The organism is Burkholderia sp. APQ4-4ca (assembly GCF_057837105.1).
This window is the reverse complement of sequence record NZ_JBYQCG010000105.1, coordinates 1-14,539: the sequence shown is the minus strand read 5'-3', so window position 1 is coordinate 14,539 and position 14,539 is coordinate 1. Positions and strand designations below refer to the sequence as shown.

Here is a 14,539-nt window from a genome sequence, read left to right as displayed (position 1 = left end):
CGTACCAGCGCCGCCGGACGATTGTTGAGTAATGTTGAGCCGCGATCCGGCATCGCTCGGCGAGTCCCGTCGGGACTGGATCGCGCAGGCGATCGAGGAGGGTGTCTATGGGCGGGAGCGGGACCGTGTCGAGCGCCCGGCGAGGCGCGACGACGCGAAATGCTTCACGGATGTAACGTAACGCGGGCATTCGGCGCATCGTGCGTTTCTGCCGACGATAGGCCGGGACGACGCGTGCCGGCGGATGGCCGCGCCCGCCGTGCGTTCGCCGACGAGAAACGGCTGCACGCCGCGCCCCGCCGCCGTGTCGCACGCACCGGCGGCGGATGCGCCGGTTGTTTCAAAACAGAGACGGTCGGCGCGCGACGAACGGTTGCATGGCCACACAACTGGCCCAGCGAATTGCCGCGCAATTGTCCATGGGCAGACGGCGCGGGTTTGCCAACAATCTCCCGACCATCTCCGCGAGGTTCGACATGAGCGTCCACGCTTTCTTCTCCGCCAACCTGCTGCTTGCCTACACCGCTTATTTCATCGGCACGGCCAGCCCCGGGCCGAGCAATCTCGCGATCATGTCGGTCGCCGCGAACCAGGGGCGCAAGGCGGCCCTTGCGTTCGCGCTCGGCGTGATTTCCGGTTCGATGTTCTGGGCGACGGTGGCGGCGCTCGGCATCTCGGCCGCACTGCTCGCGTGGTCGAAGCTGCTGGTCGCGATCAAGGTCTTCGGCGGGCTGTACCTGCTGTGGCTCGCGTTCAAGTCGGGGCGCACGGCGCTGTCGGGCCCGCCGGCGGCAGCGGCGAACGCGGCGCGCGAGCAGCGGCTGTCGCGCTTCTACGTGCGCGGCGCGATGCTGCACCTGACCAATCCGAAGGCGATTCTCGTGTGGGTATCGATCGTCGCGCTGTCGTCGAACGGCGCGGGCGGCACGCACGGCGCCGTCGTACCGGGCTGCCTCGCGATCGGCTGCCTGGTGTTCGGCGGCTATGCGCTGGTGTTCTCGATGGACGGTGCGCGCCGGCTGTACGTGCGTGGGCGGCGCGCGATGGAAGCGTGTCTGGCCGTGGTGTTCGGCGTGGCGGGCGTTCGGCTGCTGGCGACGAACGTCTAGCCCGCGCGGAGCGTGCCCGAAACCCTCCGCCGCACCATGTGCGACGGAGGCCCCGGCATCGATCAAGCCGGCTTCAGAAAATGAAGCCCGTATTGATGAACTTCGAGTGGTGATCCGACACGATCGAATCGAGCAGTTGCTTGCTGCTGTCCGTCTGCTTCGCCGCGACCATCGAGCGGATCGAGAACGCGCGCAGCGCGTCGGTCACCGACAGCGTGCCTTCCGCCGAATCCTTGCGGCCCGCGAACGGAAACACGTCGGGCCCGCGCTGGCACTGGCAGTTGATGTTCACGCGGCACACCTGGTTCACGAGCGGATCGACGAGCGCGCCGATCTGCGCCGGGTCCGAACCGAAGATGCTGACCTGCTGGCCGTGCTCCGACGTCGTCACGTAGTCGAGCGCGGTGTCCACGTCGTCGAACGGCGCGACCGGAATGATCGGCCCGAACTGCTCCTCGCGGTACAGCTTCATCCCTTCGGACACCGGATACACGACGGCCGGGTAGAACAGCGTCTTGCTGAATTCGCCGCCCTGATGGTTGACGACCTGCGCACCCAACGCCCTCGCGTCGTCGATCGCGTCGGTCATGTACGCGGTGCGATGCATGCCGGGCAGCGGCGTGATGCTGACGCCCTTTTCCCACGGCATGCCGATCTTCAGCTGTTCGAGCGCGGCGGTGAAGCGCTTCAGGAATTCGTCGACGATCGAGCGATGCACGAGCAGCATCTTCAGCGCGGTACAGCGCTGGCCGTTGAACGACAGCGCGCCGAGCAGGCACTCCTTCACGGTGAGGTCGAGATCGGCGTCGGGCAGCACGATCGCCGCGTTCTTCGCGTCGAGCCCGAGGATCGCGCGCAGCCGGTGCGACTTCGGATGCTGCTTCTTCAGGTGATCGGCGACCTTGCTCGAGCCGATCAGCGCGAGCACGTTGATCTTGCCCGACGCGAGCATGTGCGGCACGACCACCGCGCCCGGCGCGTAGATCGTATTGATCACGCCCTTCGGGAACGCGTCGCGGAACGCTTCGAGCAGCGGCTCGAACAGCAGCGTGCCGTATTGAGGCGGCTTGAACACCACGGTGTTGCCCATCAGCAGCGCGGGGATCAGCGTCGCGAAGGTTTCGTTCAGCGGATAGTTGTACGGGCCCATGCACAGCACGACGCCGAGCGGCGTGCGGCGGATCTGGCCGATCGTGCCTTCCGCGATCACGAAGCGCGAGTTCGCGTTGTCGAGCTCCTTCAGCGCGTCGATCGTCTGCGTCATGTACGTGACGGTGCGGTCGAACTCCTTCTGCGAATCGGCGAGGCTCTTGCCGATCTCCCACATGATCAGGTTCACGACGAGTTCGCGCTGCGCGACCATCCGCTTGATGAAGTCCTGCATGCACGCGATGCGCTGCTCGACCTTCATCGTCGGCCACTCGCCGCGGCCGGCGTCGTACGCGCGCACCGCGGCGTCGAGCGCCGCGTCGCTTTCCGTCTCGCCCATCACCGGGTAGCTGCCGATCTCGACCTGTTCGACGCTGCCGTCCGCCTGCCGTACGCACACGGGCGACAGCACGGTCTTGGTCGTGCCGTCCCATGGTCGCAATTCGCCGTCGACGAGCGACACGCGCTGGTGAATCGGCGAAGCCAGCCGGAATTCGGCGGGGATGTCCTGTAACGCGGGAAACAGGTGCTGCAGGGAGGCGGAATCGGGCATGACGGTCTCGTTTGACGGGTGTCCGGGAAGGACGGGCGATGCGAATCCTGAAGGGATGATCCTCGATCCCGAATCGGCATCATGACGCGCGGGCGACGCCTCGTCACGCGCGAACATGGCCGGCTCGATGAATGGAACCAGTTCCATTTAAAAGGAACGTCGCAACGAATGCAACACAGCGAGAATCGCGTCGCAATTACCGTAAGCATTCGGAAAGACTGTTGCCGAATCGCCGGGATAACAGCTGGGGTGCAACCGCAAACGTTTTACTTCCGCAGAATTGAGCGGATAATGGTCTGACGCGGTGAGGAAAAAAATGCAGTGAACCTGAGAGCAGACGTAGTGAAGAATAGAAGAAGATCCGCCGCACCGCCGATACGAGGTCGGCTGCCCGGAGCGCCGGGTCGGGGTTGCCCGGTCCGGCGCGCACCGGACTATTGAATCCGTCCCGCCTGTTTCTCCCGATTCTTTGTCATCCTCTCCAGCGTCTCCCGTCTCCATCGCCCCGTCCCGAATTCCACCTTTTCCAAGCGTTGCCACATGCGGCGACCGGTCAAATTCTTTCGTTTTTATTACGCTTTCAGCCGCCTGAGCGTCTAAATAGAAAGGCATTCGTCAGGAATGCAGAGGGCAATGCGAGTTCACGTTGCGGGCAGGCGACACGGTGAAAATTAATTAAAAACACGAATCATTCTCGTTTATTATTTCGCCGCATTACGGGCCGTGACGAGGCGTCACGGCTTTTTTCGTGCCGGTTGCGCGGGCCGGCAGCGATCCGCGCCGGCCGTTCGCCGCTTTCTTCACCACCTTCTACGTTCACGATGAAACTCAACACGAGCGCGTGCCATGCGCTTCTGATCGCCACGTCGCTGGCCGGCGCCCGCACTTCGTTTGCGCAGGCGACCGACGCCGCGGCGACCCTGCCCGCGATTTCCGTCAACGCGGCCGCCGAACATGCGTCGTACGACGGCGGCCACTCGCGCGCGGCGACCAAGACCGACATGTCGCTGATGGACGTGCCGCAGACCGTGAACGTCGTGCCGCATGCGGTGATCGAGGATCAGAACGCGACGTCGCTGCAGGACGCATTGCGCAACGTGCCGGGCGTCGGTTTCTCGGTCGGCGACGGCCAGCGCGACCAGATCACGATCCGCGGCTTCAACAGCATCACGGACCAGTACGTCGACGGCATTCGCGACGACGCGCTGTACTACCGCGACCTGTCGAACGTCGATCGCGTGGAAGTGCTGAAGGGGCCGGCGGCCGTGCTGTACGGGCGCGGCTCGGCGGGCGGCATCGTGAACCGCGTGCTGAAGCGGCCGCAGGCGAACCCGGTGAACGACGTGGGCGTGGCGCTCGGCACGCGCGGCGAGCGGCGCGGCGAATTCGACCTCGGCTGGAACGCGAACGACGCGGCGCGCTTTCGCATGACCGGCGCGGCCGAGAATTCGAACAGCTTCCGCGACCAGTTCCAGCTCAACCGGCAGGCGATCGCGCCGTCCGCGCAGTTCAAGCTCGATCGCGACACCGTGCTGAACGTCGAATTCGACTACCTGCACGACCGCCGCACGTCCGACCAGGGGATACCCGCGTATCGCGGCCGGCCGGTCGACGTGCCGATCAACACGTACTACGGGTCGGCCGACGGGGTGAACAGTTCGTACAACGACGTCTCCGCGAAAAGCGCGACGGTGTCGCTCGATCACCGCTTCAACGATTCGCTGTCGTTCCACGGCGCGATCCGCGCGTACGACTTCTCGCTCGAGCGGAAGAACTACGTGACGTACGAGCCGATCAAGACCGCCGCGCACCCGGTCGTCACGCTCGACCAGTCGACGCGCCAGCGTACCGATCACGGCATCGACGGCCTGTTCGAACTCACGCAGAAGACGTCGCTGTTCGGCATGCGCCACGAGCTGCTGTACGGGCTGGAGCTGTCGCAGCAGCAGAAGTTCGACACGATCTACAGCGTGACGAAAGTCGCGACCTACGATCTCTTCAATCCGCAGCCGGTCGTCCTCCCGGGCGTGCCGATCGGCTCGCGTGCGAAGACGAACGCGTCGACCGTCGTCGGGCTCGCGGGCGTCTACGCGCAGGACCTGATCTCGCTGACCGAACACTGGAAGGTGCTCGCCGGCCTGCGCTTCGACTACCTGAACCAGATCCGTCACGACTACACGTCGTCGAACGTCAATCTCGACCGTACCGACCACGCGTGGAGCCCGCGCGTCGGGCTGATCTACGAACCGCTCGACTGGCTCACGCTGTACGGGTCGTTCAGCCAGTCGTTCTCGCCGCTGGCCGACACGCTGATCAGTTCCGGCGCGTTCTCGAACGGCGCCGCGCTCGCGCCGCAGAAGACCACCGCGTATGAAGTCGGCTCGCGCTTCGACCTTGGCGGCAAGGCGACGGCCAGCGTCGCGCTGTTCGACATGCGCCAGACCAACCAGCAGATCGGCGACCCCGCGAATCCCGGCTACGCGCTGCCGATCGGCACGCAGCACGTGCACGGGATGGAGCTCGGCTTCACCGGCGAGATCGCGCCGAAGTGGTCGGTGTATGCGGGTTACGCGTACCTGAACGGCACGGTGGACGGGTCCGCGCAATCGACGGCGGCCGGCCTCGCGGTGTCGAGCAACACGCCGGGGCTGATGCCGCGCCACAGCGCGAACCTGTGGCTCAAGCGCGAGCTGCCGTACGGCTTCTATGCGGCGGCCGGCATGCAGTTCCAGTCGGCGCGCTATACGTCGGCGAGCGATCTCGTCACGCTGCCGTCGTTCACGGTGTTCAACCTGGGCGCCGGCTATCGCAGCAAGAAGGTCGACGTGACGCTCACGCTCGACAACCTGTTCAATCGCCGCTACTTCATCGCCGCGCACGGCAACGCGGACCTGTACAACATGCCCGGCGATCCGCGTACGCTGACCGCCACGGTGAAGTGGCACATGTAACGCACGCGGTGTGCGACGATGCGGGGCGCCGTCACGATGCCCCGCATCTGAATGCCCATGATCGCGCCTCGCGATCAATGTGCCGAGCATGAGCGGCCGCGCCCGCGCGCTCCTGGTGAAGATCGTGTCAGCCGACGCGCTGGCGCGGCACGCATGCGGCGTCAGCGCGCGATGACATCGGCGCCACCACGCCATTACTCGACGTCTTCGTCATCCTCTTCATCGTCGTCGTGCACATCGCGCTCCGGCGCCGCATACGCGCTCGCCTGTTCGAGCAGCCAGCCGCGGAACGACTCCAGCGGCTTGCTGTGGCTAAACTCGGTCGGATACACGAGGTAATACGCCGAATCGCCGACGGTTGCGGCGTCGCACGGCACGACGAGGCCGAGCTGCTGCAACTGCTCCTCGACGAAGAACTTCGGCACGAGCGCGACGCCGAGCCCGGCCGCGGCCGCGCTGATCAGCATCGTATGCAGTTCGTAGCGCACGCCCTGCATCGTGCGGATGTCCTCGACGCCGTGCGTCTCGAACCACTGCGCCCACGCGCCGGGGCGCGTCGTCGAGTGCAGCAGCGGATACGCGAGCAGATCCTCGACGCGCTCCACGGGCCCGTTCAGCAGCGCGGGCGAGCAGATCGGCACGACTTCCTCGCCGAACAGGTAGTCGGACGACGTGCCGGGCCAGGTCGGCTTGCCGTAGTGGATCGCGGCTTCGAAGTGCGTGTCCTCGAACGAGAACAGGTCGGTGCGGCTGCCCATGTTCACGCGCACGTCCGGCGTGCGGTCGTAGAAGCTCTTGATGCGCGGAATCAGCCAGTGCGACGCGAAGGTCGGCAGCACCGCGAGTTCCAGGTAACCGCCGCCGCTGCCGTGCGCGATGATCGACAGCGTGTCGCGATCGAGCGCTTCCAGCGCGCGCCGCACCTGCGTGCCGTACAGCTTGCCGGCGCGCGTCAGCACGACGCGCTGCTTCACGCGCGCGAACAGCCGCACGCCGAGGCTCGCCTCCAGCGTCGCGATCTGCCGCGACACCGCGCTTTCGGTCAGGAACAGTTCCTTGGCCGCGTGCGTGAAGCTCTCGTGGCGGGCGGCGGCTTCGAAAGCCACCAGCGCGCCCATGTTGGGGATCTTGAATTTGCGCATGATGCTCGATTCATCTGATAAAAAGGGCCGCGCCGGACGGGGGCGAGAGACGAGCGAAAAGCGGCTGATAATTCCAAAAACTCATCACATATCAATTTAATCTCGCTTTACGCCCCGCTGCAACCCTTTGAATAATGCTTCCCGTGCCAGGTCAGGCGCCCGCGGGCGGCCGGCCGACGAGTTTGCCGGCACGTTTGCCGGCGGGTCCCCCGAGACGAGAATCCTGATGCGCAATCCGAATATCGACAGCTTGCTGACGAAGCTGCTGGGACAGGCGAAGACCGACGCCCTGTTCTCGACCCTGAACATGCCGGCCATCCTCGAGGAATGGGAAGACGGCGTCGTGACGCGCGCGGAAATCGCGCAGGCGATGAACATGGCGCTGTTCGAAGGGTTGCTCGAGCGGTCGGCGAACGGCCGCGCGTATACGGCCGACGCGATCGAACGCGGCGGCTCCGTCTATTTCGACCACGGCGCGCTGCGCACGGTGCGCTGGCCGCACACGGGCGCGCTGCCGCCGGGCGAGGCCGCGTTCACGCGTATCCTGCGGCCGCTCGGCTTTCGCCTGAACGGCCGCTACCCGCTCGACAAGCTCGGCATGACCGGCCGCGCGTATGCGCATGAAGACGCGCCGGACGAAATCGCGCAGTTCTTCGTCAGCGAACTGCATCCGGAGCGCTTCTCGAAGGAATTCCAGCAGGCGGTGACGAACGTCGTCGGCTCGTCGCGCGATCCGCTGTCGCCGGCGGCCGTCGCGCTGCTGTGGGAAGTCGAGCGCGAAGGCTGGCTGCCGCTGGATGCCGCGCATGCGCTACTGCCGGAAATCGTCGGCGCGTTCGCGCGTCAGCACGACGTGCCGGACGAACTCGACTACGAGACGCTGTTGATGGAATCGGCGGAAATGGCGTGGATCGCGACCGAAGGCAATGCGTTCAATCATGCGACCGACCGCGTCGCTGACGTGTTCAAGCTGTCCGACGACGAGAAGGCGAAGGGCCGGCCGATGAAGCCGGAAGTCGAACGCTCGCGCTCGGGCCGCGTGTTCCAGACGGCCTATCGCGCCGATACGGTCGAGCGCGAGTTCCGCACCCGCGACGGCGGCACGGTGAAGCGCGACGTGCCGGGTTCGTTCTACGAGTTCATCACGCGCAAGCGCACGTTCGACCAGGCGTCGCGTCGCTGGGTGACCGACCTGCGCTTCGACGCGGGCAACGCGCAGGGCATCTTCAAGATGACGGCGAACGCGGTGAAGTAAGCGCGACGCATCACGTACCGCACGCAAAAGAGAAGGGCCGGCGGCTGGTTTCAGCCGTCGGCCCGTTTTCGTCGACGAGGCGTCGCGTGCGTCAGAAGAGGTGCGACACCAGAAAGAACAGCACCAGCAGCCCGATCGGTACGCCGAGCAGCCAGGCGATCAGATATTTGCCCATGTCGTTATCCTCCTCGTGGCCGCGACGCAGCGCGCGTCGCGGCGGGGTGAAACGACCCGCGCGTTACAGCTCGCGGTCGAATTCCTTCAATTGCTTCTCGGCTTCGTCGCGGGCGATCCCGTAACGCTCCTGGATCTTGCCGGCCAGATAATCGCGATTGCCTTCCGCGACCTGGAGATCGTCGTCGGTCAGCTTGCCCCACTTGGCCTTCAGCTTGCCGGTGAGCTGCTTCCACTGGCCCTTGATCTTGTCTTCGTTCATGGTGTGCTCCTTGTGTAAGGGGAGAAAAGCGCGGCGGTGGGCCGCGTGGTAGCTCAGGCCTTCGCCTTCAGGCCGGATGCGTCGACGTGCTTCACGCCCTTGATCGCGCGCGTCACGGCGACGGCCTTCTTCACGGCGGTCTTCGTCGGCAGCACGCCCGTGAGCGTGACGACGCCATCCACCGTCTTCACGCTGATGTCGGTGCTTTCCACACCCTTGGTCGTCGCGAGCTCACCCTTCACCTTGGTCGTGATCCACGTGTCGGTGACAGGTTGATTCGATTCGCTCGCCATGCTGCTGTCGGTCGACGAGGCCTGGGCATGCGCGTTCGTGAGCGGGGCAGCGGACAGCAGGAAGGCCGCGCTGACGGCGAGCAGGGTCGAAAGGTGCGAGGTCTTGTTCATTGATGTTCTCCTTCGATTGGCGGGTTGAATCAACAGTGAGGGAGCACGGATCGTTCCCGTGCGCTCCCGTCCGCTTCCGTGGCTTAACGGGCGATCGGCGTGTCGTAGCCGGGTTCGCGCGGCGGCATGTCCGGGCGCGGCACGTCGGGCGGCAGCGGCACCGGTGGATCGGTCCCCGGCGCCGGTTCGGGCGGACGGTCCGGGGCTGGTTCGGGCCGCGTCGGATCGGGTGTCTGTTGCAATTTCATCGGTATGTCCTCCCTCTGGGGTAGGAAAGAGCAGCGCATGAGCGCCGATGCAGTACCAGCGTACCGACACGAACGCGAGCGGACATCGCGCAAATTCACCTGTTCGACTAGTGCGTTTGCACCGCGGGACGGAACGCGCGGGCGGGCACACGACGTGCACCATGACCCGGGCAACGCGGCATGACGGGCTTCGAGGCCGTGCGGCGCCGTTCGGCGGGGCGCCGCACGAAACGCGGGCGGCGTGCGAATGTACTATTCGAGATAGTGCATCCGCGCCTGTCGCGCCGTTGCGCCGCACGTGATCATCGCCGCACCCGCGGGCCGGCGCTTCACGCTGCAACGGGCGCCCGGGCCGCGCACGGTTGACCGCTCATGTAAGACGACAGGGACAACGAACCGATGAACGAACCAGTAGACGAACAGGCGCTCAAGTCGCATACCGACCGGCGCCAGCTTCACCAGATCATCGCGGGGCTTACCGAGGGCGTGATCCTGATCGAGCCCGACCAGCGCATCGTCTGGGCGAACGAGGCCGCGCTCGCGATGCACGGCGTGACCGAGCTGAAGGCGCTCGGCGCGGACGTCACCGAATACCGCGAGCGGTTCCGGCTGCGCTACCGGAACAACCATCCGGTGCGCGACGGCCACTATCCGATGGATCGCGTGATCGCCGGCGAGGAGTTCAGCGACGTGACGGTCGAAGTCGAATCGGCCGCCGACGAATCGGTGAGCTGGGTGCACCGCATCCGCAGCCTGGTGCTGACGAACGCGGCCGGCGCACCCGACTGCCTCGCGCTCGTGCTGCACGACGCGACCGAATGGGCGAGCGCCGAGGAGCGCTTCGAACGCACCTTCAACGCGAACCCGGCGCCGGCCGTGATCTGCCGGCTCGACGACTTGCGCTACGTGAAGGTCAACCAGGGCTTCCTCGACATGACGGGCCACGCGCGCGACGACGTGCTCGGCCGCTCGGTATACGAGGTCGACGTGCTCGAACAGGCCGAGCGGCGCGAGCTGGCGATCGAGCGGCTCGGCGAAGGCGCGACGATCCCGCAGATGGAAGCCGTGCTGAAACTGGCCGACGGCAGCACCAAGGCCGTGGTCGTCGCCGGGCAGCCGATCGACATGAACGGCGAGGCGTGCATGCTGTTCACGTTCATGGATCTCGAGCCGCGCAAGCAGGCCGAGCGCGCGCTGATGCAAAGCGAGGAGCGCTTCGCGACGGCCTTCCGGATGGCGCCGGTCGCGACCGCGATCGTCACGGCCGACCGTTTCGAGCTGCTCGACGTGAACGACGCGTTTGCGGCGATGACGGGCCACGTACCGGCCGACCTGCTCGGCAAATCCGCGGACGAGATCGGGCTGTGGGCCGAACGCGGCGCGTGGCCGCGCATCGAAGGCCGGCTCTCGCGCGACGGCCACGTGCGCAACGTGGACGTGCAGATCCGCACCCGCGACGGCGACGTCCGCGATTGCGTCGTGTCGGCCGACCCCGTCGCGATTCACGGGCGCGACTGCCTGCTCGTCGCGCTGCTCGACATCAGCGACCGCAAGCGCACCGAGATGGAGCTCGTCTATGCGATCGAGACCGCGATGCAGGACGCATCGTGGTTCAGCCGCACGCTGATCGAGAAGCTGGCGAACGTGCGGCGCGCGAATGCGCCGGATGCGGGCGCGCAGTTGTCCGACCTGACCGCGCGCGAGCGCGACGTGTTCGACCTGCTGTGCCATGGCCTCGCCGACAAGGAGATCGCCGGTCGCCTCGGGCTGGCGCCGAACACCGTGCGCAATCACGTCGCGACGATCTACGCGAAGCTCGACGTGCACAGCCGCGCCGAGGCGATCGTCTGGGCGCGCGAGCGCGGGATCGTCGGCGCGACCGAAACGAACGGCGCGCGCGGCGACAAGGGCGGCGTGAAGGACAAGGACTGACCGCGGCGGGTACGAATGCACCATGCCGATTGGTGCATCCGCATCTACCGCGCGCGGCGCCCGCTTGCGATCCTGTCCACTCGGCGGTGCGACGGAGGGCGCCGCATCGCCGGCTCTCCCTCAAACCATCGCAGGAGATGACCATGGACAAGAATCGCGTCGAAGGCAAGCTCAAGCAGGTCAAGGGTTCGGTCAAGGAAGCAATCGGCAAGGTGACGGGCGACCGCGAGACCGAAGCGGAAGGCCTGGCTGAACAGCAGGCCGGCAAGCTGCAGGAAAAGGCCGGCGAGGCGGCCGATGCGGTGCGCAACCAGACGGGTACCGACCGGCACTGATCGACGACGCGGCGCCCGCCGTGGGTGTCGCGAAGGCCGGCCGGACGGCATTGCGCCGATGATGCGTTGCCGGCATGACCCCGGCCGGCCTTGATCGGGCGGCGCGGCCGCCATTTCCTGCAAGACCCTCCATTCACGGCCCGCCGTCATACGGGCCGCGGATCGGCCATGACCGCGGAACTTGATGAAAAATCCTCACAACATAGTTCCGATATTTCGTTTGCCGCACGGGTATTGGCTACCCACAATCCATTCACCTCTTTCGCGATGAAAGGTTCTTCGGAGACGGAATCGCGGTGACCGGCGAACCGGTCGCGCGCATTGCGCGTCGGCCGCGCAAGGAATCGCCGGCGCGCAGGAGGTTGCCGACGCGCGCCGATCGCGCGTTGCATCCCGACCCTCACGAGAAGGACTGCCATGACGTTCCGCATTCGTTCGCTTTCCGGCGCTGCACTGACCGCCGTGCTTCTCGCGTTTCAGCCGGGCGCGGCCCAGGCGCAGGAGACGATCGTCAAGGTCGGCGTGGCCGGCCCGCTGACGGGCGGCGGCGCCGCGTACGGCAAGGACATCGAGAACGGCGTGCGCATGGCGGTGGACGAAGCGAATGCCGCGCGGACGACCGTCGGCGGCAAGCCGGTGAAATTCGTGATCGCGTCGCAGGACGACCAGAGCGATCCGCGCACCGGCGTGCAGGCCGCGCAGCAGCTCGCCGACGCGCAGGTGGCCGTCGTGATCGGCCACTTCAATTCGGGCACGACGCTGCCCGCGTCGAAGATCTACGCGAAGGCCGGCATTCCGATGATCACGCCGTCGGCGACCAATCCCGACATCACGCGCGCCGGCCTCGACACCGTGTACCGCGTGATCGCGACCGACACGCAGAACGCCGGCAATGCCGGGACGTATGCGGCGAGCGTGACGAAGGCGAAACGCATCGCGATCCTCGACGATCGCACCGCGTTCGGCCAGGGCGAAGCCGACGAATTCGAGAAGGCCGTGAAGGCGAACGGCGGCACGATCGTCGCGCGCGAATTCACGAACGACAAGGCCGTCGACTTCAGCGCGCAACTCACGAAGATCAAGAGCGCCAACGCCGATCTCGTGTTCTTCGGCGGCCTCGACGCACAGGCCGCGATGCTCGTGAAGCGCATGCGCCAGCTCGGCATCCGCGCGCAGTTCCTCGCGGGCGGCGGCGTGATGAACGCGAACTTCATCAGGCTCGCCGGCAATGCGGCCGAAGGCGCATCGGTGTGGGAATACGGGCAGCCGCTGGCGCGTCTCGCGAAGGGCAAGCAGTTCGAAACGAAATTCAAGCAGAAGTACGGCGTCGACATGCTCGCGTACGCGCCGTTCGCATACGACGCGACGTGGATCGCGATCAACGCGATGCAGAAGGCGAACTCGACGAAGCCGACCGATTTCAACGGCGCGCTGAAGGGCACGCGCTACGACGGCATCACGGGCACGATCGCGTTCACGAACACGGGCGACCTGAAGAACCAGAGTTCGACGCTGTATGAAGTGAAGAACGCCGCGTGGCAGCCCGTCACGACGAAATCGGCGGACTGAACGCAACAGGCGCGCGGACTTTCGCGGCGATGCCGGACGTGCTGAAATAGCCGAAGCGATCGCCCGCGAAGTGTGCCCGCGCGACGCCGCGCGGGGCGCGGCACGCATCACCCACAGGCCCTGCGCCTTTTACGTGCAACCGGAGTCAGTCGTGAGTTCTCAAGTCGTCATCGTCGGCGGGGGTGTGATCGGCAGCTCGATCGCTTATTTCCTGCGCGCCACCGACCCCACGGTCGCCGTGACCGTCATCGAGCGCGATCCCACCTATGCCAAATCGTCGTCGGCGCTGTCGGCCGCGTCGATTCGCCAGCAGTTTTCCACGCCGCTGTCGATCGAGATGTCGCTGTTCGGCATCGAGTTCCTGCGCACGATCGGCGAACGGCTCGAAGTGGACGGCAACCGGCCGTCGATCGATCTGCACGAAGGCGGCTACCTGTTTCTCGCGACGCCGGCCGGCGACGCGACGCTGCGCGAGAACCATGCGCTGCAGACGCGCCTCGGCGCCGATATCCGGCTGCTGGACCGCGACGCGCTGCGCGCGAAGTTTCCGTGGCTGAACGTCGACGATCTCGTGTCGGGTGCGTATGGCGCGAGCGGCGAAGGGTGGTTCGACGGCTACGGGCTCGTGCAGGCGCTGCGCAAGAAGGCGCAGGCGCTCGGCGCGCGCTACGTGCCGGCCGACGTGAAGGACGTGGTGCGCGACGGCCGCAGGATCACGCATGTCGTGACGGGCGACGGCGAGCGCCATGCGTGCGACACGCTCGTCAATGCGGCCGGTGCATGGACGCGCACGCTGTCGTCGATGATGGGCATCGACATTCCCGTGTATGCGCGGCGGCGCAGCATCTTCAACGTCTCGTCGCCGGCGAAGCTCGCCGATTGCCCGCTGCTGATCGATCCGACCGGCGTGTATTTCCGGCCGGAAGGGCGCACGTATATCTGCGGCACGTCGCCGAGCCCCGATCGCGACCCGGACGACCTGCCGCTCGACGAAGTCGACCACGACCTGTTCGACGACGTGATCTGGCCGACGCTCGCGCACCGCGTGCCGGAATTCGAGGCGCTGCGCGTCGAGAATTGCTGGTCCGGTTACTACGAATACAACGTGTTCGATCACAACGCGATCATCGGCTACCACCCCGAACTCGACAACGTCGTGTTCGCGAACGGCTACAGCGGCCACGGGCTGCAGCAAGGGCCGGCGACCGGGCGGGGCGTCAGCGAACTCATTCTGGGCGGGCGTTACGACACGCTCGACCTGTCGTCGCTCGGCTGGGCGCGTGTGCTGGAAAACCGGCCGATCGTCGAAAAGAACGTCGTGTAGTGCGGCGTGACCGCCCGGTATGGGGTGGGCGGGATTCTCCTTGTGTCTCAAACCCGTTGGCCCGGCGTTGTCGGGCTTTTTTTCGTGGTCGGCGTGCCGCGCCGCGCTCGATGTCGTCGATGCCGGAATGTG

The 14,539-nt window shown here is 66.2% G+C and carries 12 protein-coding genes; 7 read left to right on the top strand and 5 right to left on the bottom strand.

The genetic code is table 11. The features are described 5' to 3' along the window. The first annotated feature begins 476 nt into the window (after positions 1-476). Positions 477-1,109, top strand: a complete 633-nt coding sequence (locus AC3IFE_RS13095; protein ID WP_489190776.1) for a LysE family translocator — start codon at positions 477-479, stop codon at positions 1,107-1,109. Between the two features lie 73 nt (positions 1,110-1,182). Here AC3IFE_RS13095 and AC3IFE_RS13090 read toward each other — a convergent pair whose 3' ends face one another. Next, complete coding sequence (locus AC3IFE_RS13090) at positions 1,183-2,811, bottom strand: NADP-dependent glyceraldehyde-3-phosphate dehydrogenase (protein WP_489190775.1); 1,629 nt, start codon at positions 2,809-2,811, stop codon at positions 1,183-1,185. Between the two features lie 821 nt (positions 2,812-3,632). Between AC3IFE_RS13090 and AC3IFE_RS13085 the strand changes: the two genes are divergently transcribed. After that, complete coding sequence (locus AC3IFE_RS13085; protein WP_089469028.1) at positions 3,633-5,762, top strand: TonB-dependent receptor; 2,130 nt, start codon at positions 3,633-3,635, stop codon at positions 5,760-5,762. A gap of 194 nt (positions 5,763-5,956) precedes the next feature. Here AC3IFE_RS13085 and AC3IFE_RS13080 read toward each other — a convergent pair whose 3' ends face one another. After that, positions 5,957-6,904 carry a LysR family transcriptional regulator gene (locus tag AC3IFE_RS13080; RefSeq protein WP_089469029.1) on the bottom strand — a complete coding sequence of 316 codons (948 nt, stop codon included), beginning with the start codon at positions 6,902-6,904 and terminating at the stop codon, positions 5,957-5,959. Between the two features lie 226 nt (positions 6,905-7,130). Between AC3IFE_RS13080 and AC3IFE_RS13075 the strand changes: the two genes are divergently transcribed. Next, complete coding sequence (locus AC3IFE_RS13075) at positions 7,131-8,159, top strand: DUF1338 domain-containing protein (protein ID WP_489190774.1); 1,029 nt, start codon at positions 7,131-7,133, stop codon at positions 8,157-8,159. Positions 8,160-8,397: 238 nt separating this feature from the next. On the opposite strand, the gene AC3IFE_RS13070 is transcribed toward AC3IFE_RS13075, so the two are convergent. From AC3IFE_RS13070 to AC3IFE_RS13060, 3 genes are all read right to left on the bottom strand, one after another. After that, positions 8,398-8,595, bottom strand: a complete 198-nt coding sequence (locus tag AC3IFE_RS13070) for a CsbD family protein (RefSeq protein WP_006479804.1) — start codon at positions 8,593-8,595, stop codon at positions 8,398-8,400. Positions 8,596-8,648: 53 nt separating this feature from the next. Then, positions 8,649-8,999, bottom strand: a complete 351-nt coding sequence (locus tag AC3IFE_RS13065; RefSeq protein WP_089469031.1) for a BON domain-containing protein — start codon at positions 8,997-8,999, stop codon at positions 8,649-8,651. A gap of 83 nt (positions 9,000-9,082) precedes the next feature. Next, a complete protein-coding gene (locus AC3IFE_RS13060) occupies positions 9,083-9,247 on the bottom strand; it encodes a hypothetical protein (protein WP_176730214.1) in 165 nt (54 codons plus the stop codon). Between the two features lie 399 nt (positions 9,248-9,646). Here AC3IFE_RS13060 and AC3IFE_RS13055 point away from each other — a divergent pair, with 399 nt between their 5' ends. The 4 genes from AC3IFE_RS13055 to AC3IFE_RS13040 all read left to right on the top strand — a co-directional run bounded on the left by AC3IFE_RS13055 (position 9,647) and on the right by AC3IFE_RS13040 (position 14,407). Beyond that, positions 9,647-11,179 carry a PAS domain S-box protein gene (locus tag AC3IFE_RS13055; protein ID WP_489190773.1) on the top strand — a complete coding sequence of 511 codons (1,533 nt, stop codon included), beginning with the start codon at positions 9,647-9,649 and terminating at the stop codon, positions 11,177-11,179. A 143-nt stretch (positions 11,180-11,322) separates the two neighbouring features. Further along, a complete protein-coding gene (locus AC3IFE_RS13050) occupies positions 11,323-11,514 on the top strand; it encodes a CsbD family protein (protein WP_175883957.1) in 192 nt (63 codons plus the stop codon). Positions 11,515-11,931: 417 nt separating this feature from the next. After that, positions 11,932-13,083 carry a branched-chain amino acid ABC transporter substrate-binding protein gene (locus tag AC3IFE_RS13045; protein ID WP_489190772.1) on the top strand — a complete coding sequence of 384 codons (1,152 nt, stop codon included), beginning with the start codon at positions 11,932-11,934 and terminating at the stop codon, positions 13,081-13,083. A 151-nt stretch (positions 13,084-13,234) separates the two neighbouring features. Beyond that, entirely contained in the window at positions 13,235-14,407 is a 1,173-nt protein-coding gene (locus AC3IFE_RS13040; protein WP_301737605.1) for an NAD(P)/FAD-dependent oxidoreductase, read from the top strand. The last annotated feature ends 132 nt before the right edge of the window (positions 14,408-14,539 follow it).